Origin of the sequence: Streptomyces sp. P9-2 (assembly GCF_051903975.1) — a bacterium.
Taxonomy (GTDB): Bacteria; Actinomycetota; Actinomycetes; order Streptomycetales; family Streptomycetaceae; genus Streptomyces; species Streptomyces cellulosae.
In genome coordinates this window covers 1,426,806-1,444,687 of sequence record NZ_CP192633.1, presented here as the reverse complement: position 1 = coordinate 1,444,687, position 17,882 = coordinate 1,426,806, and the positions used below count along the sequence as shown (strand labels likewise).

Annotated in this window: 17 protein-coding genes and 1 tRNA gene; 9 read left to right on the top strand and 9 right to left on the bottom strand. The window is 72.8% G+C overall.

From position 1 onward, the window contains the following. Positions 1–19: 19 nt before the first annotated feature. The 3 genes from ACQY0Z_RS06790 to ACQY0Z_RS06780 all read right to left on the bottom strand — a co-directional run bounded on the left by ACQY0Z_RS06790 (position 20) and on the right by ACQY0Z_RS06780 (position 3,047). Positions 20–1,561 carry a Stp1/IreP family PP2C-type Ser/Thr phosphatase gene (locus tag ACQY0Z_RS06790; protein ID WP_254585219.1) on the bottom strand — a complete coding sequence of 514 codons (1,542 nt, stop codon included), beginning with the start codon at positions 1,559–1,561 and terminating at the stop codon, positions 20–22. A gap of 132 nt (positions 1,562–1,693) precedes the next feature. Next, entirely contained in the window at positions 1,694–2,197 is a 504-nt protein-coding gene (locus ACQY0Z_RS06785) for an FHA domain-containing protein FhaB/FipA (protein WP_189897037.1), read from the bottom strand. A 10-nt stretch (positions 2,198–2,207) separates the two neighbouring features. Next, a complete protein-coding gene (locus ACQY0Z_RS06780; RefSeq protein WP_381725819.1) occupies positions 2,208–3,047 on the bottom strand; it encodes an FhaA domain-containing protein in 840 nt (279 codons plus the stop codon). Between the two features lie 577 nt (positions 3,048–3,624). On the opposite strand from ACQY0Z_RS06780, the gene ACQY0Z_RS06775 reads away from it, so the two are divergent. The 4 genes from ACQY0Z_RS06775 (at position 3,625) to ACQY0Z_RS06760 (ending at position 6,952) form a co-directional block, all read left to right on the top strand. Further along, positions 3,625–3,708: transfer RNA gene (locus tag ACQY0Z_RS06775), tRNA-Leu, on the top strand. A gap of 364 nt (positions 3,709–4,072) precedes the next feature. Then, positions 4,073–5,542, top strand: a complete 1,470-nt coding sequence (locus ACQY0Z_RS06770) for a DUF2252 domain-containing protein (protein ID WP_439811971.1) — start codon at positions 4,073–4,075, stop codon at positions 5,540–5,542. Positions 5,543–5,709: 167 nt separating this feature from the next. Beyond that, on the top strand, positions 5,710–6,549 hold the full coding sequence (locus ACQY0Z_RS06765) for a J domain-containing protein (RefSeq protein ID WP_189897031.1): 840 nt from the start codon (positions 5,710–5,712) through the stop codon (positions 6,547–6,549). 73 nt (positions 6,550–6,622) lie between these two features. Beyond that, the gene (locus ACQY0Z_RS06760; RefSeq protein WP_189897344.1) at positions 6,623–6,952 is read left to right on the top strand and encodes a rhodanese-like domain-containing protein; all 330 of its coding nucleotides are present in this window, start codon (positions 6,623–6,625) and stop codon (positions 6,950–6,952) included. Positions 6,953–7,046: 94 nt separating this feature from the next. Here the strand turns inward: ACQY0Z_RS06760 and paaE are convergent, their stop codons facing one another. From paaE to paaA, 5 genes are read right to left on the bottom strand one after another with little or no spacing between them, the layout of a single operon-like run. Further along, entirely contained in the window at positions 7,047–8,108 is a 1,062-nt protein-coding gene (paaE, locus tag ACQY0Z_RS06755; protein ID WP_439811970.1) for a 1,2-phenylacetyl-CoA epoxidase subunit PaaE, read from the bottom strand. Beyond that, on the bottom strand, positions 8,108–8,650 hold the full coding sequence (paaD, locus tag ACQY0Z_RS06750) for a 1,2-phenylacetyl-CoA epoxidase subunit PaaD (RefSeq protein ID WP_189897028.1): 543 nt from the start codon (positions 8,648–8,650) through the stop codon (positions 8,108–8,110). The genes paaE and paaD overlap by 1 nt, the downstream gene beginning before the upstream one ends. After that, positions 8,644–9,381 (bottom strand): 1,2-phenylacetyl-CoA epoxidase subunit PaaC, encoded by a 738-nt coding sequence (paaC, locus tag ACQY0Z_RS06745; protein ID WP_019526616.1) that lies wholly within the window; start codon positions 9,379–9,381, stop codon positions 8,644–8,646. Before paaC ends, paaD begins: the two co-directional genes overlap by 7 nt. Next, complete coding sequence (paaB, locus tag ACQY0Z_RS06740) at positions 9,378–9,665, bottom strand: 1,2-phenylacetyl-CoA epoxidase subunit PaaB (protein ID WP_028960834.1); 288 nt, start codon at positions 9,663–9,665, stop codon at positions 9,378–9,380. Before paaB ends, paaC begins: the two co-directional genes overlap by 4 nt. Next, positions 9,662–10,678, bottom strand: a complete 1,017-nt coding sequence (gene paaA, locus ACQY0Z_RS06735; RefSeq protein WP_439811969.1) for a 1,2-phenylacetyl-CoA epoxidase subunit PaaA — start codon at positions 10,676–10,678, stop codon at positions 9,662–9,664. Before paaA ends, paaB begins: the two co-directional genes overlap by 4 nt. Positions 10,679–10,990: 312 nt before the next feature. Here paaA and ACQY0Z_RS06730 point away from each other — a divergent pair, with 312 nt between their 5' ends. From ACQY0Z_RS06730 to ACQY0Z_RS06720, 3 genes are read left to right on the top strand one after another with little or no spacing between them, the layout of a single operon-like run. Further along, positions 10,991–11,824: a DUF5819 family protein gene (locus ACQY0Z_RS06730; protein WP_254585198.1), complete on the top strand. Its 834-nt coding sequence runs from the start codon at positions 10,991–10,993 to the stop codon at positions 11,822–11,824. Further along, positions 11,821–13,083: an HTTM domain-containing protein gene (locus ACQY0Z_RS06725; protein ID WP_439811968.1), complete on the top strand. Its 1,263-nt coding sequence runs from the start codon at positions 11,821–11,823 to the stop codon at positions 13,081–13,083. The genes ACQY0Z_RS06730 and ACQY0Z_RS06725 overlap by 4 nt, the downstream gene beginning before the upstream one ends. Before the next feature lie 10 nt (positions 13,084–13,093). Beyond that, positions 13,094–13,897 (top strand): TrmH family RNA methyltransferase, encoded by an 804-nt coding sequence (locus ACQY0Z_RS06720; protein WP_439811967.1) that lies wholly within the window; start codon positions 13,094–13,096, stop codon positions 13,895–13,897. A 6-nt stretch (positions 13,898–13,903) separates the two neighbouring features. Here ACQY0Z_RS06720 and paaN read toward each other — a convergent pair whose 3' ends face one another. Continuing rightward, positions 13,904–15,595 carry a phenylacetic acid degradation protein PaaN gene (gene paaN / locus ACQY0Z_RS06715; protein WP_439811966.1) on the bottom strand — a complete coding sequence of 564 codons (1,692 nt, stop codon included), beginning with the start codon at positions 15,593–15,595 and terminating at the stop codon, positions 13,904–13,906. A 161-nt stretch (positions 15,596–15,756) separates the two neighbouring features. On the opposite strand from paaN, the gene ACQY0Z_RS06710 reads away from it, so the two are divergent. Both ACQY0Z_RS06710 and ACQY0Z_RS06705 read left to right on the top strand, forming a co-directional pair. After that, on the top strand, positions 15,757–17,271 hold the full coding sequence (locus ACQY0Z_RS06710) for a 3-hydroxyacyl-CoA dehydrogenase (protein WP_439811965.1): 1,515 nt from the start codon (positions 15,757–15,759) through the stop codon (positions 17,269–17,271). Then, a complete protein-coding gene (locus tag ACQY0Z_RS06705; RefSeq protein WP_189897015.1) occupies positions 17,268–17,870 on the top strand; it encodes a TetR/AcrR family transcriptional regulator in 603 nt (200 codons plus the stop codon). Before ACQY0Z_RS06710 ends, ACQY0Z_RS06705 begins: the two co-directional genes overlap by 4 nt. Positions 17,871–17,882: the final 12 nt, after the last annotated feature.

The window sequence follows — 17,882 nt, the reverse complement described above, 5'->3', positions numbered from 1 at the left end:
AGGGCCTCTCACGGCTTGCCTACTGCTTACCGCACAGCGAGACGACCTTCTGCTCTTCCTCCGAGAGGCTGGGGCCGGGGCTGGTAGTGGGTGCGGTCGTGGACGGGGTCGTGGACTGCTCCGGGTCAGGGTCCTTCGCCGAGCCGGAAGGGTTCGGCGACGGCGACGCCTTGGACGCGAAGGAGGCGGGAGTGGTTCCCGTGGTGCCTCCGGCCTGGCCCTCGCCGGTGCGTGCGCTCTTCTCGGTGTCGGCGGCGCGCCGCTCGGCCTGCTTCTTGCACGCGGAGGCCTGGACGGCCAGTTCCTCGATCTTCTCCCGCGCGCCGTAGAGATCGCCCTCGACGATGGTCGCCTCGACCTGCTTGCGCTGGTAGGGCGGCAGGTACTTGAGTTCGATCTCGGGGTGGTCCTTCTCGACCTTCGAGAGGGACACCCAGGCCAGATCCTGGTTGATGCCCCGGTACAGCGCGACGTGCTCGCCCTTGGCGCCGACGTAGTACTGCGTCTGCGTCCAGCGCCATCCGCCGTACATGCCGGCGCCGATGACGGCCAGCGTGAGCAGGCTGTACACGGACCTCTTGATCCACCGGCGGTTCTTGGCGGGCTTGACGAAGTCGTCGTCGCCGTAGCCGAAGCCGTCGGTCTGGATGAAACCGGTGACGTCGCCGCTGCCGGGCGGGCCGAACTCGCCGCCCCCGCCGCGCCGCCGCCCGAGGCCGGAGGCACGGCCCGCGGGCGTCTGCATGATGCCGTTGTCGTGCAGCTGGTTCTGGTTCTCCGCGACGGCGCCGACCACGACCGGGGTGTCGGACAGCTGACCGGCCAGGGTGTCCCCGGTGTCCAGGTCGAGCACGTCGGCGACGATCACGGTGATGTTGTCGGGCCCTCCGCCGCGCAGCGCCAGCTCGATCAGGTTCTGGACCGTCTCCTCGGGGCCCTGGTAGCTGGCCAGGGCCTCCTCGAGGGTCTGGTGGGAGACCACGCCGGACAGGCCGTCGGAGCAGATCAGGTAGCGGTCGCCGGCCCGGACCTCGCGGATGGAGAGGTCGGGTTCGACGTGCTCGCCGCTGCCCAGGGCCCGCATCAGCAGGGAGCGCTGCGGGTGGGTGGTGGCCTCCTCCTCGGTGATCCGGCCCTCGTCCACCAGACGCTGCACCCAGGTGTGGTCCTGGGTGATCTGGGTGAGGACGCCGTCGCGCAGGAGGTAGGCGCGGGAGTCGCCGACGTGCACCATGCCGAGGCGCTGGCCGGTCCACAGCAGCGCGGTCAGGGTGGTGCCCATGCCCTCGAGCTGGGGGTCCTCCTCGACCATCATGCGCAGCTGGTCGTTGGCCCGCTGGACGGCCGTGCCGAGGGAGGTGAGCAGGTCGGAGCCGGGCACGTCGTCGTCGAGGGCGACGATGGTGGAGATCGCCTCGGAGGAGGCGACCTCACCGGCGGCGGCGCCGCCCATGCCGTCGGCGATGGCGAGCAGGCGGGGACCGGCGTAACCGGAGTCCTCGTTGCCCTCCCGGATCATGCCCTTGTGCGATCCGGCGGCGAAGCGCAGGGACAGACTCATGCGCACCTCGCCCGTCGGCTCCGGGTACAGCCGGTCGTGTCGAGCCACACTGCCCACCCTCCGGTCGGGAGCGCGCCGGGACCCTGGGTGAGGACCCCCACTGCGTGCTCGCTCCGCTCGCTCATTCTCGTACTACTTCCGCAGCTCGATGACGGTCTTGCCGATGCGGATCGGTGCGCCCGGCGAAATCGGTGTGGGGGTCGTCAGCCGGGTCCGGTCCAGGTAGGTGCCGTTGGTGGAGCCCAGGTCCTCGACGATCCACTGACCGTCGCGGTCCGGGTAGATCCTGGCATGGCGGCTGGAGGCGTAGTCGTCGTCCAGCACGATCGTGCTGTCGTGCGCCCGGCCCAGGGTGATGGTCTGGCCCTGGAGCGCGACGGTGGTCCCGGTCAGGGTGCCCTCGGTCACGACCAGCTTGGTGGGGGTGTTGCGGCCGCGGCGGCCGCCGGACTGCTGGCGCTGCTGCGGCGGCGCCTGGCGGGCCGCCTGCTGCCGGCCGGCCTCGCGCCGGGATCCGCGCTGGGTGACGCGAGTGCCGAACAGGTCACTCCGGATGACCTGCACGGCCACGATCACGAACAGCCACAGAACGGCCAGGAAACCCAGCCGCATGACCGTGAGGGTCAGCTCTGACATTGCCCCCGCTTCACCCTTCGGCTTGCCTATAGATAACGGTGGTGCTGCCCACGACGATCCGCGAGCCGTCGCGGAGCGTAGCGCGGGTGGTGTGCTGTCCGTCCACCACGATGCCGTTGGTGGAGCCGAGATCCTGGATCGTCGAGGGCGTTCCGGTCCGGATCTCGCAGTGCCGGCGGGAGACGCCGGGATCGTCGATCCGCACGTCGGCCTCGGTGCTGCGGCCCATCACCAGGGTGGGGCGGGAGATCTGGTGGCGGGTGCCGTTGATCTCGATCCAGTAGCGGGTGCGTCCGCCGGGCACGGGGCCGGGGGCCGCGGCCGGCGGGTAGCCGTAGCCGCTGGGGCGGCCGGGAGGAGGCGCGGCGGGCATGGGCGGGACGCCCGCGGGGGCGGCCGGCGGGTAGCCGTAGCCTCCGGGACGGCCGGCGGGCGGGGCCGCGGGGGCCGCGCCGGGCGCCGCCGCCTGGCTGGCGGACGAGGCGAGCGTGCGGCTGCGTACCCGGTACAGGCCGGTGTCGAGGTCCTCGGCCTTCTCCAGGTGCACCTTGATCGGACCCATGAACGTGTAGCGCTGCTGCTTGGCGTAGTCGCGGACCATGCCCGCGAGCTCGTCGCCGAGCTGCCCGGAGTACGGGCTCAGCCGCTCGAAGTCCGGTGTGCTCAGTTCCACGATGAAGTCGTTGGGCACGACGGTTCGGTCGCGGTTCCAGATGGTGGCGTTGTTGTCGCACTCCCGCTGGAGCGCACCGGCGATCTCCACGGGCTGGACCTCGGACTTGAACACCTTGGCGAAGGTGCCGTTGACCAGACCTTCGAGACGCTGCTCGAACTTCTTCAGGACTCCCATGGGGCACCTCCTCCGTCGCTGCCGTCCTGTGTACTGCCCCGTGCACGCCTGCGTGCACCGCTTACCTGGTACTGCTTACTGATCGTATCCACGCGCCGCCCGATCGGCTGGTTCCCCCTGTCCGCCCGGCCGCCGGGTGTCGGCGCCTGACGAAGTTCCCTCCGAGGCTCCTCTTCGAACTCCGCCGGCCGTGGTGGTGCCCGTCGTTCTGCCATGGATCGTAGAGGGGGCCACAAACCAGTGTCCCGCACCCGGCGGCGGACTCGGTCCGCCTCCTGGGGAGACGGACGCCACCGGTACGAGGTTGATACGTGGAGCGGTCATGGCCGCGACAGAACGAGCGTGCGGGTCGCCGCTGTGAACGGCGGCGGGCCAGGGCGGATGCCGTCCCGGCCGGCGAGCGGGGGCCATGGGCAGATGTGAACGGGACGCCTCGTGGGGGGCCGTGGCGGCGTCGCCGCCGGTCGGAGGCGGTCCCCGGAGAAGGGATGTGAATCCACCCCGGCCAGCGTGCTAATGTTCTCGATGTCGGAAGGCGCCAGGCCCCACGGGGCAAGGACCGGAAGACACACCCAATGCGCGGGTGGCGGAATAGGCAGACGCGCTGGATTCAGGTTCCAGTGCCCGAAAGGGCGTGGGGGTTCAACTCCCCCCTCGCGCACACCGTCGAAACGGGCGGCATCCATCGGATGCCGCCCGTTTCGCGTGTCCGGGATCACGGGGCGGCGGGTGCGTGTGTGAGGAACATCTCATGATCCAATTGCGGCCGCCGGGGCGGTGCAGGGGCGGCAAGAGGGGTGAACTCCGGTCGTAACGGACCGGGGGCGGGGTGCGGTTCGGGGTCGGCCGGGCAGGGTGTGGTCGAACGGGCGGTCGACCGGAGGGTGTTGTCGTCGCGCCCGACTGTCCACAGGCTGTGCGTCGTCCACAGGGCTGCCGCCCGCGCGGCCGCCGGTTGTACGGTCTGCTCGATCGATGTCGGCGGGTGTGCACCGCACACATGTGCATGGGGGGAGGCGGTCGTGATGAGCGACGCCCGAGCCGGAGGGGTCGACGCCGGAGGGGTCGAAGGGGACGCCGGAGTGCCCGGGGCCGAGGGCGCCGGGAGCGGACCGCGGCTGCCGCGGGTGCCGGGATTCGGCCGCCGGCCCGCTGCCGGGACGCCCAAGCGGGAGGGCAAGGCGCTGCGCGCCCGGGTCCCCCGGAGCGCCCACGCCGCCCTCGACCTGGACGCGTCCCGCCCCGGCGCCGTGACCGCCGTCGAGGAGTCCGGCCGCGGCCGGCTGCCCGAACTGACGCCGATCCGTGTCGGCCGGATGGCGGCCACCCCGTTCGCCTTCCTGCGCGGCTCCGCCGGCCTCATGGGCCACGACCTCGCCCGCACGCCCGTCACCGGGATCGGCGCGCAGATCTGCGGCGACGCCCACGCGGCCAACTTCGGCCTTTACGGCGACGCCCGCGGCGGCCTGGTCATCGACCTCAACGACTTCGACGAGACCGTGCACGGCCCGTGGGAGTGGGACCTCAAGCGGCTCGCCGCCTCCCTGGTGCTCGCCGGGCGGGAGGCCGGAGCGGACGAGGACGTCTGCCGCGCGGCCGCCCACGACGCGGTGGGCGCCTACCGCCGCACCATGCGCCTGCTGGCAAAGCTGCCCGCCCTGGACGCGTGGAACGCCATCGCGGACGAGGAGCTGGTCTCCCACACCGACGCGCACGATCTCGTCGGCACCCTGGAGCGGGTCGCCGAGAAGGCCCGCGCCAACACCAGCGGCCGCTTCGCCGCCAAGTCCACCGAGCGCACCGAGGACGGCGGACGCCGCTTCGTCGACGCCCCGCCCGTGCTGCGCCGCGTCCCGGACGCCGAGGCCTTCGCCGTCGCCTCCTCCCTCGAGCAGTACCTCGCCACGCTCCCGGCCGACCGCCACCCCCTCCTCGCCCGCTACGCCGTGCACGACGTGGCGTTCCGGGTCGTCGGCACCGGCAGCGTCGGCACCCGCTCCTACGTCGTGCTCCTTCTCGACCACCGGGGCGAGCCGCTCGTCCTCCAGGTCAAGGAGGCCCGTCCCTCGGCGCTGGTGCCGCACCTCCCCGCCGCCGGCTTCGACGCCCCCGCGCCGGAGCACGAGGGCCGCCGTGTGGTCGAGGGGCAGAAGCGGATGCAGGTGATAAGCGACAGCCTGCTCGGCTGGACCACCGTCGACGGGCGGCCGTACCAGGTGCGCCAGTTCCGCAACCGCAAGGGCAGCGTGGACCCGGCCGCGCTGGCCGCCGACCAGGTCGACGACTACGCCCGCATGACCGGCGCCCTGCTGGCCCGCGCCCACAGCCACAGCGCCGACCCCCGCCTGATCGCCGGGTACTGCGGCAAGAACGACGAGCTGGACGAGGCGGTCGCCGCGTTCGCCGTCTCCTACGCCGACCGCACCGAGGCCGACCACGCGGACCTGGTGGCGGCGGTGCGCGCGGGGCGGATCGCCGCGGAGATGGGGGTCTGAGGCGGTCCTGGGCCGGTCCGGAGCCGTTCCTGGGCCGGTCTTGGGCCGGTCTTGGGCCGGTCCCGGTCCGGTCCTGGGCCGGTCCGTCACGGGACGTCCCGGCCCGGCGACGGCGCAGGTCCCGGTGACAGGGCGTGCCGTCGCCGCAGGTGGCCTACGCTGTCCGGGTGACGACCTCGGAAGGTGAGCAGGGTGAAGGCGCCGGCGCGCAGCGTACGCCCGCCGGCGGTGGCGCGACGCGGCCCGAGGAGCGGCTGGAACAGGCCGTGCGGGCGGCGGAGAAGGCGCTGATCGAGTTCGAGATCGCCGTGGAGACGTTCCGCGTCGAGGTCGAGAACTTCGCCCGGCTGCACGAACAGAAGCTGGGCCCCATGTACGCCCGCCTCGAGGAGCTGGACGCCCGGATCCTCGAGATCAAGGCGGCCCGCAGCGACGACCCCGAGGACCGGCGCAGGGCCGACGAGGCGCGCGCCCGGCTGATGCCGATCCCCGGTGTCGAGGAGCTGATGAACGGCTGGATGGACGGGGACGGTCTGTTCCCCGAGGCCACCGCCATGCTCACGGACCAGCCGGTGCGTCCCCCGCAGCGGGTGCGGCCCAGCGAGGAGGCCCGCAAGCTCTACCGCGAGCTGGCCCGCAAGGCGCACCCCGACCTGGCGCAGGAGGACAAGGAGCGCGCCCGCCGCGAGGAGTTCATCACCCGCGTCAACGCCGCCTACGCCCGCGGCAGCGCGGAGGAGCTGCGCGAGCTCGCCGAGGAGTGGGCCGCCGGACCTGAGCTCAAGCTCACCCCCAGCCCCGCGGACGAGCTCTACGCCCGCCTGGAGTGGCTCTCCGAGCGCAAGGAACTGCTCACGCTGCTCGCCAGGAACCTGGAGGAGAGCGCCATCGGCTCCATGCTGCGGCTGGCGCCCGACGACCCCGACGGGCTGCTGGAGGACATCGCCGCGCAGCTGCGGGCCCAGGTGGCCGAGCGCGAGGCGGAGCTGGCGGCGCTGCAGGACTGAGCCGGCCCCGTGGACGACGGCCGGTGGGCGTGCCCGGTCCGGTAGCGTCGGAGGCATGAGTTTTGGAGCTGGTGTGCCCACGGTCCAGGTCGGCGACCTCAAGGACGACGACTTCCTGCTGGACGTCCGTGAGGACGACGAATGGAAGGCCGGTCACGCCGAAGGCGCGCTGCACATCCCGATCAGCGAGTTCGTCGCCCGCTACGGCGAGCTGACCGAGGCCGCCCCGCAGGACGGGCGGATCCATGTGATCTGCCGCTCCGGCGGACGCTCGGCCCAGGTCACCATGTACCTCGCCCAGCAGGGCATCGACGCCGTGAACGTGGACGGCGGTATGCAGGTGTGGGAGGCCGCGGGGCGTCCCGTCGTCACGGACGACGGACAGCCGGGGCACGTGCTCTGACGGTCCCCCAGCACGTCCGGGGACGCCCAGGAGGTGTCCTGCGAGCCGGTCCCGCCCGGCGGGACGGGACCGGCGCCGTCAAGGTGTCAGAGTCTCAGCGGTCGAAGTCCAGCTCGACCTTCTCCGTGACCGGGTGCGACTGGCAGGCCAGGACGTATCCCGCCTCCGTCTCCTCCGACTCCAGGGCGAAGTTGCGGTCCATGCGCACCTCGCCGGAGACCAGGAACGCACGGCAGGTGCCGCACACGCCGCCTTTGCAGGCGTAGGGCGCGTCGGGGCGGTTGCGCAGCACCGTGTCCAGCAGGGACTCGCCCGCCTGGACGGGCCAGGTGCCGCCGCGTCCGTCGAGCCGCGCCGTCACCGTGCTGTGCGCGGGGGCGGCCGAGGCGCCGGCGGAGGCGGACGGTCCGGAGTCCACGTGGAAGATCTCCTGGTGGATGCGGGAGCGGGAGACGCCCAGCCCGCGCAGCGCCCGCTCGGCGCCCTCCACCAGTCCGTACGGTCCGCACAGGAACCAGCCGTCGACCCGGTCCACCGGCAGCAGCGCCGGGAGCAGCGAGACCAGCCGCTCCTGGTCCAGCCGTCCGGACGGCAGCCCGGCCTGCTGCTCCTCCCGGGAGAGCGCCGTCACCAGCTGGAACCGGTCGGGGAAGCGGTCCTTCAGGTCGGCGACCTCCTCCAGGAACATCGTCGAGGCGGTCGTCCGGTCGCTGCGTATCAGGCAGAACCGGGCCTTCGGCTCACGGGCCAGGAGTGTCGAGGCGATCGACAGCACCGGGGTGATGCCGCTCCCCCCGACCACGGCCGCGTAGAGCCCGGGGGCCGGGGGGAGAGTGAAGCGGCCCGCGGGGGTCATGACCTCCAGCTCGTCGCCGAGGCCGATCTCCTTCAGCGCGTACGTGGAGAACGCGCCGCCCTCCACCAGCCGCACGCCCACCCGCAGGGTGCCGGGCGCCTCGCCGTCGGGGGCGGGGGAGCAGATCGAGTAGGTGCGGCGGATCTCCTCGCCGTCGGCGACGCGGCGCAGCGTGAGGTGCTGGCCGGGCAGGTGGCGGTACTCCTCGCGGAGCTCCGGGGGAACGGCGAGGGCGATCGCGACGGAGTCGTCGGTGAGCCGGTCGACCGCGGCCACCCGGAGCCGGTGGAAGCGGGCCATCACAACTCCTTGAAGTGGTCGAACGGTTCACGGCAGGCCAGACAGCGGCGCAGCGCCTTGCACGCGGTGGAGGAGAAGCGGCTGAGCAGTTCGGTCTCGGGGGAGCCGCAGTGCGGGCAGAGGATGGGCTCCCGCGTCCCGTCGGCGCTGTCGCCGTCGCGGCTGCGTGTGGGTCCCAGCTCGACCCGCACGGGCCCGGAGGAGGCGCCTGTGCGTGGTGGGGCTATGCCGAACTCCCGCAGTTTGCGGCGGCCTTCGTCGGTGATGTCGTCGGTCGACCAGGCGGGGGCGAGGACCGTGCGCACCGTGACCTCGCGGACGCCGTGCTCGCGCAGCACGCGCTCTATGTCGAGGCTCATCACCTCGACGGCCGGGCAGCCGGTGTAGGTCGGGGTGAGGTCGACCTCGACGCTGTCGGTGCCGTGCGCCCGCACCGCGCGGACCACGCCCAGCTCGCGCAGGGTCAGCACGGGCAGCTCCGGGTCGGGCACCGAGCCGGCGAGCTCCAGCAGTTGCTCCTCCAGGGGCGTGGTGGTCACCATGTCGCCCCCGGGTGGCTGCGGTGCAGATGCTGCATCTCGGCGAGCATCCGGCCGAACGGCTCGGTGTGCAGGCCCTGGCGGCCCGCGCCGGCCCTCCAGGCTCCCGTGCGGGGGCCGTCGGGCACGGTGAGCGTGGCGCGGCCCAGCACGTCCTCGATCACGCCCAGCCAGTCGCGCTCCAGGGCGGGCCAGTCGACGCCGTCGATCCCCTCGACGGGCTGGAACATCTCGCCGGTGAAGCGCCACAGCGCGTCCACGGCCCGCTGCATGCGCGCGTGGCTCTCGTCCGTGCCGTCGCCGAGGCGCAGGGTCCACTGCTCGGCGTGGTCGCGGTGGTAGGCGGCCTCCTTGACGGCCTTGCCGGCCAGCGGGGCGAAGGGGCCGTCGCCGGAGGCCAGGCGGTCGTGCAGAAGGTGCTGGTAGACCGAGAAGTACAGCTGGCGGGCGATGGTGTGGGCGAAGTCGCCGCCTGGCTGCTCCACCAGCTGGAGGTTGCGGAAGGCGCGCTCCTCGCGGAGGAAGGCCAGCTCGTCCTCGTCGCCGGCCATCGACAGCAGCACCCGGGCCTGGCCGAGCAGGTCGAGCGCGATGTTGGCGAGGGCGACCTCCTCCTCCAGCACGGGGGCGTGCCCGGCCCACTCGCCGAGGCGGTGGGAGAGCACCAGGGCGTCGTCGCCGAGGGCGAGCGCGGCGGCCGTGGGGACCGTGTCCGCGGCGGGTGTCGTGGTCACAGGTGCTGCACCCCCTCGGGGATCTCGTAGAAGGTCGGGTGCCGGTAGGGCTTGTCGGCGGACGGCTCGAAGAAGGGGTCCTTCTCGTCGGGCGAGGAGGCCGTGACGGCGGAGGACGGCACGACCCAGATGGAGACGCCCTCGCCGCGGCGGGTGTACAGATCGCGCGCGTTGCGCAGGGCGAGCTCCGCGTCCGGGGCGTGCAGGCTGCCGGCGTGGGTGTGGGACAGGCCCCGGCGGGAGCGCACGAAGACCTCCCACAGCGGCCAGTCGGTGTGGGTCATGCGCGCGTCGCTCCCGTCGTGTCGTCGCTGTGCTTGGCGGCGTGGGCCGCTGCCGCCTCCCGGACCCAGGCGCCGTCCTCGTGGGCCTGCCTGCGCCGGGACAGGCGCTGTTCGTTGCACGGGCCGTTGCCCTTGAGCACGTCCCAGAACTCCGACCAGTCGATGGCGCCGAAGTCGTAGTGCCCGCGCTCCTCGTTCCACTGCAGGTCCGGGTCGGGGAGGGTGAGGCCGAGGGACTCCGCCTGCGGGACGCAGATGTCGACGAAGCGCTGGCGCAGCTCGTCGTTGGAGTGCCGCTTGATCTTCCAGGCCATCGACTGCGCGGAGTGCTGCGACTCGTCGTCGGGCGGGCCGAACATCATCAGCGACGGCCACCACCAGCGGTCCACCGCGTCCTGCGCCATCGCGTGCTGCTCCGGGGTGCCCTTGCTGAGGGCCAGCAGCAGCTCGTACCCCTGGCGCTGGTGGAAGGACTCCTCCTTGCAGATACGGACCATCGCGCGGGCGTACGGGCCGTAGGAGCAGCGGCACAGGGGCACCTGGTTGGTGATCGCGGCGCCGTCCACCAGCCAGCCGATGGCGCCGACGTCGGCCCAGTTCAGCGTCGGGTAGTTGAAGATGGAGGAGTACTTCTGGCGGCCGGCGTGCAGCTTGTCGAGCAGCTCGTCGCGGCTCACGCCGAGGGTCTCGGCCGCGCTGTACAGATACAGCCCGTGTCCGGCCTCGTCCTGGACCTTCGCCATGAGGATGGCCTTGCGGCGCAGGGAGGGGGCGCGGGTGATCCAGTTGGCCTCCGGCTGCATGCCGATGATCTCGGAGTGCGCGTGCTGGGCGATCTGCCGCACCAGCGTGGCGCGGTAGGCGTCCGGCATCCAGTCGCGCGGCTCGATCCGCTCGTCGGCGGCCACGGCCGCGTCGAAGGCGCGCCGGAAGGCGTCGGTGTCGCCGGGGCCCGCCGGCGCGTCGTACGCCGTCGGACTGCCGGCCGTATCGCGGGCGGCTGCTGTCGCCATGGGGTCCCCCTCGACCTGGTGCTTCCCGGAGCACGCTCCCGACCGATCGTTCGGTTCGTGCGGTTCCATGGTGAGACGGGGGCCGCGAGGTGTCAACCGCTGTGGATAACCTGCCGGTGCCGGCCGCCGGCGCCCGTCGGCCGGCCGGATGTGGTGACCGCCACGGGACGGAGCGCCGACGGGACTGTGTCCGGGCGGCCGGGGCTGAGTACCGTTCCGTGCGACGCGGCGGAGCCGTCGTGGCCCCGCACGGCGAGGCCTCAGGGCGGGGCGGACGCGGCAAGGGACCGGGGACTCGGGGATCGGGGCGGAATGGACGCGCAGGACAAGGGCTCGGACGCCCGGCACGGGCCCGCGGAGCCGGGCGTGCCGGGACCGCGCGCCCCGCTGCCGGGGCCCGTGGTGCCGGCGGACGAGCCTCCCGCGACGGAGGAGCCGCAGCCGTCACCGGAAGCCGAGGGGACGGCCGAGCCGCCGACGGACCCCTCCGACGGCCCCCGCACCGGCGTCGCCGCCCTCTCCTTTCGCTACCAGGTCGGCGCCGCCCTCGCCCTCGCGGCCGTCGCCGTCGGGGTCTGCGTGCACCTCGGCATGACGTTCCTGCATGTGGCGCCGCCGAACACGGTGAGCAAGAAGCACAGCGAGACGATCGCCGACTGGATCTACCCGGAGTTCGAGCAGAACTGGAAGCTGTTCGCCCCGAACCCGCTCCAGCAGAATGTGTCCGTGCAGGTCAGGGCAGAGATCCGCACCCCGGACGGAACGAGCCGCACCACCGGCTGGTACGACCTCTCGGCGCAGGACGGCCGGGACATCGACGGCAACCCGGCGCCCAGCCACACCCAGCAGAACGAGCTGCGCCGCGCCTGGGACTTCTACGTCTCCACGCACGACGACGACAACCGCCCGGTGGGCCTGCGCGGGGCGCTGTCCGAGTCGTATCTGCGGCGGATCATGGCGATGCGGCTGGACCGGGCCGACGCGGCGGGGGCGGACGGCGAGGTCGCGCGCGTCCAGGTGCGCTCGCGCACCACCCAGGTGCCGCCGCCTTCGTGGAGCGGCGAGAAGGTGTCGGACAAGGCCGTGTACCGGGTGCTGCCCTGGTGGCTGCTGCCGGAGGGCGAGACCCGGGGAGGCATCGGATGAACCGCCTGTCGCTGGCGGTCTCCCGGGCGATCGCCCGGGTCACCGACTTCGCGCTCGGCCCGTACCAGACCGCCGTGCTGCGCATCGGCCTCGGCCTGACCTGGCTGCTGTTCCTGCTGCGGGAGTACCCCCACCGGCAGGAGCTCTACGGCCCCGCCGGCCCCTGGTCCTGGGACCTCGCCGCGCAGCTGGTCGGGGAGAACGACGCCTTCACCGTGCTGCTCTGGTCGGACAGCCAGGTCTGGTTCGAGGCGGTCTACGCGCTGGCGGTGCTGTTCAGCCTTCTGCTGCTGCTCGGCTGGCGCACCCGCACCATGGCGGCGCTGTTCATGGTGGGCGTCCTCACCCTGCAGAACCGCAGCGTGTTCATGGGCGACGGCGGCGACAACGTCGTGCACATCATGGCCGTCTACCTGGTCTTCACCCGCTGCGGCCGGGTCTGGTCGCTGGACGCGCGGCGGGCGCGCCGGGCCGCGGAGGCACGCGCGCGTGGGGAACGGACGCCCGACCGGGCGGGCCCCGCGCTCTGGGCGGTCCTCGGCTTCGTGCTGCTCCTGGGGTCGCTGTCGGGCCGGACGGACGGCGACTGGTTCATACCCGCGCTGCTGTGGGCGGTGTGGCTCGGGCAGGCCGTGTGGTGGCTGGTCGGGCGCCTGGCGAGGACGGACCAGCCGCGCGTCCTGCTGGACGTGGTCGCGAACGTCGTGCACAACGGCGCGCTGCTCGTGATCATGGCGGAGGCGTGTCTGATCTACGCCACGGCGGGCTGGTACAAGGTCCAGGGCTCCCGCTGGCAGGACGGCACCGCGGTCCACTACCCGCTGAACCTCGAGTACTTCTCCCCCTGGCCGTCTCTGGCGGAGCTGTTCACCGCGAGCGGCACGCTGGTGATGCTGGTGACCTATGTGACCGTGGTGGTGCAGGTCGCCTTCCCGTTCACGCTGTTCAACCGGCGGGTCAAGAACGTCCTGCTGGCCTTCATGATCCTGGAGCACGCGGTGATCGCCGTGGTGCTCGGACTGCCCTTCTTCTCCCTGGCGATGATCGCGGCCGACGCGGTCTTCCTCCCCACGGCCTTCCTGCGCCGTGTCGGCCGCCTGGCCGTACGCGCGCGGGAGCGGCTGCGGTCGGGCGGGCACGGGACTGCGGCTGCCGTCCCGCAGCAGCGGCGCCCGGACGGTGCTCCCGGCGGTCCGCCCGCCGTGGGTCCGGCGGAGGCCGCTCCGGTGACCGGCAAGGTGCCCGGCCCGCGCACGTAGGCTGCTCGGCATGACCGACCCCGCCCACGACCCGTCCGCCGCGACCTCGGAGGACCCGGAGAACCAGGTGGATCCGGTGGCCGTATGGCGCCGGGCCGCGCCGGACGCCGTGCTGCTCGACGGCTTCCACGCGCTCAAGCACGCCGTGCGCTTCGGGGCCGAGGTGCTCGTCGCGGTCACCGCCGACCGGGCCGCCGCCCTTGCGCTCGCCGACGAGCTGGCCGCGGACGTACGGGACGCGCTGGCGGAGCTGCTCGCGGAGGTGTCGCACGCGACGTACGCCTCGCTGGTGCCGCGGCCGCACCCCACGGCCGTCGCGGCGCTCGCCGTACGGCCGGACCGCGCGGGCAACCTGGCGAAGCTGGCGTACGCGCCGCGCACCGCGCCCGTGGTGGTCCTGGACCAGCCGCGCAACCTGGGCAACGCGGGCGCCGTGGTCCGGCTGGCCGCCGGCTTCGGGGCGACCGGCGTGGTCACCACCGGGACGCTGGACCCCTGGCACCCCACCGTGGTGCGCGGGGGCGCGGGGCTGCACTTCGCCACCGCCGTGGAACGCCTGACCGTGGACGAGCTGCCGCCCGGGCCGCTCTTCGCGCTGGACCCGGAGGGCGAGGACATCCGCTCCCTGAAGCTGCCGGACGAGGCGCTGCTCGCCTTCGGCTCCGAGCGCACCGGGCTCTCGGCGGAGCTGCGGGCGCGGGCCGACCATCTGGTGGCGCTGCCGATGCGCCCCCAGGTCTCCAGTTACAACCTCGCGACCAGTGTGGCCATGACGCTGTACCACTGGAGCGCCACCGGGGGCGCACCCGCCTGAGGAGGCTCAGGCATCCTTGCGCACCTCGACCACCCGGAAGCGGTTGGCGACGAAGGCGCCGTCGCACAGGGCCGCGTTGGCCGCCGGGTTGCCGCCGGAGCCGTGGAAGTCGGAGAAGGCGGCCGTCTGGTTGACGTAGACCCCGCCGGTGAGGTTCAGCGAGAGCTGCGCGGCCTCCTCCAGGCAGACCTCCGTCACGGCCTCCTCGACCTCCGGGGAGGTCGTGTACGCGCCGACGGTCATCGCGCCCTTCTCACGGATCGTGCGCCGCAGCAGCTCCGTCGCGTCGGCGGCCGAGTCCACGGCGACCAGGAAGGAGACCGGGCCGAAGCACTCGCTCATATAGGCGGCCTCGGCGTCCGGCTTGGAGCCGTCCAGCTTCACGATCACCGGCGTGCGCACCACCGCGCCCGGGAATTCCGGGTTGGTGATCTCACGGGAGGCGAGCGCGACCTCGCCGAGACCGGCGGCGGCCTCCAGGCGTGCCTTCACGTCCGGGTTGACGATCGCGCCCAGCAGGGCGTTCGCCCGGGCGTCGTCGCCGAGCAGGCCGTCGACGGCCTTGGCCAGGTCGGCGGCGACCTCGTCGAAGGACTTCGGGCCCTGGTCGGTGGTGATGCCGTCGCGGGGGACCAGCAGGTTCTGCGGGGTGGTGCACATCTGGCCGCTGTACAGGGACAGGGAGAACGCCAGGTTGGACAGCATCCCCTGGTAGTCGTCGGTGGACTCGACGATCACCGTGTTGACGCCGGCCTTCTCCGTGTACACCTGCGCCTGGCGCGCGTTGCTCTCCAGCCAGTCGCCGAACTCCGTCGAGCCCGTGTAGTCGATGATCCGGATCTCCGGGCGCGTGGCGAGCGTCTTGGCGATGCCCTCGCCGGGCCGCTCGGCGGCCAGCGCCACCAGGTTCGGGTCGAAGCCGGCCTCGGCGAGCACCTGGCGGGCGACCTGCACGGTGAGCGCGAGCGGCAGCACCGCGCGCGGGTGCGGCTTGACCAGGACCGCGTTGCCCGTGGCCAGGGAGGCGAACAGGCCCGGGTAGCCGTTCCACGTCGGGAAGGTGTTGCAGCCGATGACCAGGCCGATGCCGCGCGGCACCGGGACGAACCGCTTGGTGAGGGCGAGCGGGTCCCGCTTGCCCTGCGGCTTGGTCCACTCCGCGGTGTCCGGCGTGCGCACCTGCTCCACGTACGCGTAGGCGGCGGCCTCCATGCCGCGGTCCTGCGCGTGCGGGCCGCCGGCCTGGAAGGCCATCATGAACGCCTGGCCGGAGGTGTGCATGACCGCCTGGGCGAACTCCATGGTCCGGTCGCTGATCCGCTTGAGGATCTCCAGACAGACCACCGCGCGGGTCTCCGCGCCCGCGTCACGCCAGGCGCGCATCCCGGCCTTCATCGCCGGCAGCAGCACGTCCAGGTCCGCGTGCGGGTAGCTGACGCCCAGTTCGACGCCGTACGGGGAGGTCTCGCCGTCCACCCAGCCGTCCGTCCCGGGCTGGTCCAGCTCGATGCGGCTGCCGAGCAGGGCGTCGAAGGCGGCCTTGCCCGCGGCCATGTCCAGGCTGCCGTTCTCCCCGTACGCCTTCGGGTGCTCGGGGTGCGGGGACCAGTACGCGCGCGTGCGGATCGCTTCCAGGGCCTGGTCCAGGGTGGGACGGTGGCGGGCGATCAGCTCGTGCGCGGTGAGTTCGGCGGCCATGGGGGACCAACTCCTCGTCTGGAGAACTCTTCGTCGAGCTCTAGGACCTGTGCGGAAACGTAGTCAGGAACGGGCGGTCAGAGTTAGAGTAACCGAACGATCGGTCGGGACAAGGGGGTCCGCCGCATCTGTGGAAAACACCGTGCGGGAGGATCGCGCACATGACAGCACTCGACCTCAGCAGTCCCGTGGCCGTGGTCGGCACCGGCACCATGGGGCAGGGAATCGCCCAGGTCGCGCTGGTCGCGGGCCATCCCGTGCGGCTCTACGACGCCGCCCCGGGCCTGGCCCGCAAGGCCGCCGACACGATCGGTTCCCGGCTCGACCGGCTGGTGGAGAAGGAGCGCCTCACCGCGGACGAGCGGGACGCGGCGCGTGCCCGGCTGACTCCCGTCGACGAACTCTCCGGGCTCGCCGGCTGCTCCCTCGTCGTCGAGGCGGTCGTGGAGCGCCTCGACGTCAAGCAGGAGCTGTTCCGGGCGCTGGAGGACGTCGTCGCCGACGACTGCCTCCTCGCCACCAACACCTCGTCCCTGTCGGTCACCGCGATCGGCGGCGCGCTGCGCGTGCCCGGCCGTTTCGTCGGCCTGCACTTCTTCAACCCGGCGCCGCTGCTGCCGCTCGTCGAGGTCGTCTCCGGCTACGCCACCGACTTCGGCGCCGCCACGCGCGCGTACGAGACCGCCCGCGCCTGGGGGAAGACGCCCGTCGCCTGCGCCGACACCCCCGGCTTCATCGTCAACCGTGTCGCGCGCCCCTTCTACGCCGAGGCCTTCGCGGTGTACGAGACGCAGGCCGCGGACCCGGCGACCGTCGACGCGGTGCTGCGCGAGTCCGGCGGCTTCCGGATGGGCGCCTTCGAGCTGACCGACCTCATCGGGCAGGACGTCAACGAGGCGGTGACGCACTCGGTGTGGCAGGCGTTCTTCCAGGACGTGCGCTTCCGGCCGTCCCTGGCGCAGCGCCGGCTGGTCGAGTCCGGCCGCCTCGGCCGTAAGACGGGCCGCGGCTGGTACGACCACCGGGAGGGCGCCGAGCGCCCGGAGCCGCACACCGCCGAGCCCGCCGAGCCGCCCGCCTACGTCGTCGCCGAGGGCGGTCTGGGGCCCGCCGCGGAGCTGCTCGACCTGATCCGCGAGGCGGGCATCGAGGTCCGGGAGGCCGAGGAGGACGAGGGCACCCGCCTGGTTCTGCCGAGCGGCGGCCAGCTCGTCCTCGCCGACGGGCAGCTCTCCGCGGAGTTCGGCGACGTCGTCCACTTCGACCTGGCGCTGGACTACCGCAGGGCCACACGCGTCGCCCTCTCCCACGCCGCGCACACCTCGGCGGAGACCGTCGCGCAGGCCACCGGGCTGTTCCAGGCGCTCGGCAAGAAGGTGAGCGTCATCGGGGACGTCCCCGGGATGATCGTGGCGCGGACGGTGGCCCGGATCATCGACCTCGCCGTCGAGGCGGTCGCCCAGGGCGTCGCCACCGAGGAGGACGTCGACACCGCGATGCGCCTCGGTGTGAACTACCCCCTCGGACCGTTCGAGTGGAGCCGCCGCCTCGGCCGGGGCTGGGCCGGGGCCCTGCTGGACGAGATGCACGGGGTGGACCCGTGCGGCAGGTACGCGCCGTCCCTCGCGCTCCACCGGTACGCGTGCGCCACCGACCAGCGGGAGGACACCCCATGACGACCGCCAAGCGGGACACCTACACCCCGGAGACGCTGCTGAACGTGGCGGTCCAGGTGTTCAACGAACGCGGCTACGACGGCACGTCCATGGAGCACCTCTCCAAGGCCGCCGGCATCTCCAAGTCGTCGATCTACCACCACGTGGCCGGCAAGGAGGAGCTGCTGCGCCGCGCGGTGAGCCGGGCGCTCGACGGTCTCTTCGGGATCCTCGACGAGGAGGACGCGCGCGTGGGGCGTCCCGTCGAGCGCCTGGAGTACGTCGTACGGCGCATGGTCGAGGTGCTGATAGCGGAGCTGCCGTACGTGACGCTGCTGCTGCGCGTGCGGGGCAACACGGACACCGAGCGGTGGGCGCTGGAGCGGCGGCGGGAGTTCGACCACCGGGTGGCCGAGCTGCTGAAGGCCGCGGCGGCCGACGGGGACGTGCGCGAGGACATAGAGGTGCGGCTGGTGACCCGGCTGGTCTTCGGCATGATCAACTCCATCGTGGAGTGGTACCGGCCGGACGGACGCGGCATGAACGAGCGCGAGGTGGCCGACGCGGTGGCGCAGCTCGCCTTCGGGGGACTGCGCAAGGCGGGCGACGGACGCGGGTGACCGCCGCCCCGG